The following is a 2400-nucleotide window of genomic DNA, read 5'->3' as shown; positions in this document are numbered from 1 at the left end:
TTTGGCGTCAGGGATGGAAGCCCGCCAGGGCGGAGACAGCTTCGCTGGCTCCGTTCACGACAGCCCGCCCCGCCAGGGGGACGCCCGGAAAAGGCATAAGCAGGAGAACAACAAAACAGACAGTAATGAGAGCATCAGAAAAAAGAAGAACAGTAGCAGTAGCAGTAGCAGTAGCAGGAACAACAACATCATCAGTAACAGACAAATGACAGGCATGAAGAAACAGAAGCCCCCGTCAGAACGTCCGCGTAATGAAAGGGGCGGCGCGTCAGCGCGGCCCCTTTCAGCGCCACCGGCGCGCGGTCTTTTCCCGGCGCGGACAGACAGGCATTTATCCTCCCGCCTGCCCGGCGTCTTCAGGCCCGCAGACGAATAATCATCGTCGGAACACGGGTATAAGCAAACGTGCCGCGCGGCAGCTCCTCGCGGACGTCAGAAAACGGCAACAGCTTCTCCTGCTGGCGCGGCCCGTTCAGACAGACGGCGACCAGCACACCACCCGGACGCAACAGGGAAAAAGCCCGCAGGATATGCCGGATATCCTGCCCGTGACTGAACGGCGGATTCATGATAACCCGGCTGTAATACTGCACCGGCTGCCATTCCATGAAGTCGCCACACTGAACCCTGACACCGTTAAAATTTTCCCGCAGATACCGGACCAGCCCGCTGTTAATCTCCACCGCATCACACATGGCCCCCGGCGCGGTATCCCGAATCGCCCGCAGTATGGCTCCGGTCCCGGCAGAGGGTTCCAGAATGTGATCACGGTTGCTGATTTCCGCCAGCGTCACCAGGCGATCGCAGACCGGGGCAGGTGTCACAAAAAGCTGAGATTCTGCCGGAATCTCGATAACCGGTCTGGCATTGTCCAGCCTTGCGCGCATCAGCCTGATACGCTCCCTTAACTGACTGTGCATGTCATTGTCTCCGTCATCCCCCCGGGGATTTCTCCGGGGGGTAAGTCTTATTTCTGCGGGATTTCCGTGATTTTCATGTCGGTGATATACACATTCACCAGACGGAAATTGTTGTCCATTGTGCGACGGTAGCGGTATGCCCCGTGGTCTTCTGCTTCTGCCACACTGCGCACGGCCTTACAGTCCCGGGGCAGGGCGGCCCACTGTGCCTTTGTCATTTCCCGGAAACCTTCCCCCGGATAGTTGACTACCGGCGGACGCTTCGCGGCCTGACTGGCGACGGCAGCCTCTTCTGCCGATGGTGCTTTGTAGTCCGTGATGCGATCGGGCGTCACTTTCATCGTGCCGCTGTACCCGAGAAAACTGTAATTTGGCGTTGTGACTGAACTCACCGCCCCGTTGCTTTTGTTCACACGGATGATGGTCAGCCACTCGCCCCGGCTGAAAACCTGTCCGCCCGGCTCAAAATCCTGTGTCCGGGTAACCACGCCGCCGCTTTCGTCCAGCATGGCACGCTCATAGATCAGGCGGTTCTGATAGTGGTTAACCCAGCGTTGTTGATGCTGAATCTGCCGTTCATGACAGCGGATCGCAATTTCGCGGGCCTGCTCCGTGGTGATGATGTCATCATCCAGGGCCGACCACAGCGATCGACTTCCTTCATACTGGCTTTTTTCTGCCGGGCGCGGATACGTATCCAGCGGGAAACAGGCGCTGATATGGTCATGACTGCTGATGAGTTTTGCCATATTCAGATCCAGCGATTCAGCCCGCCACATCGTCAGATATTTCTGCGACTGCGCGATGGTCTTTTCAGCCTTGCGCAAATCAGCTTCGATTTTTTTGATGCGACGCCAGCGAACGTCCGGACGTTCTTTATACTTCGCGTGAAGCAGTGCCGACCGCGCCCGCTCTTCCCAGTATTCCGCACGTTCAAAGAGCATCACGGCACGTTTCATGCCGTTTTCAATACGCTGCGCATCACGACGGGCGCGGCGTTCGCTGTGATGCCCCACAAGAATGGGCTGACCGGGCGGGATCATCGCGGCCAGTCTTTCCACTTCATCAAGTGCCTGTGCGGATTCACTGGCCCGCTTCCCACTGTATCCGGTAAACCGCTCCGCCCGTGCTTCCTGACGTTCAGCGAGCGTGCTGTCTTCATCCACAATCTCTCCGGCAAGTGAGAGGAGCACGTCTTCCCGGCCCGGTGTCCAGGCTGGCGCGACAAACAGCGCCTGTTTGGGTGCCCAGCGAAAACCGGCATCATGCACTTTTTTATACGTCTCCGGGTCAAGACGTGACGCGGCATACAGGCGCAGTTTGTTGTCATCCGGTGAGTAGGTCGCGCGGTATATCTGCACAGGGCTGGCGGCTTCCGGGGCGGTCATGGTGATTGCTGCTAATGTCATAAAATGTTCTCCTTCCGTCTGTTGCCGCCCCTCGCGGGGCGGCTCACCTCATCAGTTAAAAGCGCGTTTCA

Annotated in this window: 3 protein-coding genes; 1 reads left to right on the top strand and 2 read right to left on the bottom strand. The window is 57.9% G+C overall.

Features of this window, described 5'->3' with window-relative positions; translation table 11 throughout:
• A partial coding sequence (locus C0K55_RS26415) for a hypothetical protein (protein WP_236942625.1) occupies nt 1-376 on the top strand: 376 nt, incomplete at its 5' end.
• Here the strand turns inward: C0K55_RS26415 and C0K55_RS25490 are convergent.
• Nucleotides 357-920: a class I SAM-dependent methyltransferase gene (locus C0K55_RS25490; RefSeq protein ID WP_105267018.1), complete on the bottom strand. Its 564-nt coding sequence runs from the start codon at nt 918-920 to the stop codon at nt 357-359. The two genes, C0K55_RS26415 and C0K55_RS25490, sit on opposite strands and share 20 nt — an antisense overlap.
• Nucleotides 921-967: 47 nt before the next feature.
• Nucleotides 968-2329, bottom strand: a complete 1362-nt coding sequence (locus C0K55_RS25485; RefSeq protein WP_050858699.1) for a DUF3560 domain-containing protein — start codon at nt 2327-2329, stop codon at nt 968-970.
• Nucleotides 2330-2400 lie beyond the last annotated feature (71 nt).

The sequence above is a fragment of the Escherichia sp. MOD1-EC6098 genome, from assembly GCF_002965865.1.
Lineage (GTDB): Bacteria > Pseudomonadota > Gammaproteobacteria > Enterobacterales > Enterobacteriaceae > Escherichia > Escherichia marmotae.
Note: the sequence above shows the minus strand (reverse complement) of the source record. Positions and strands in the feature narration are given on the sequence as shown.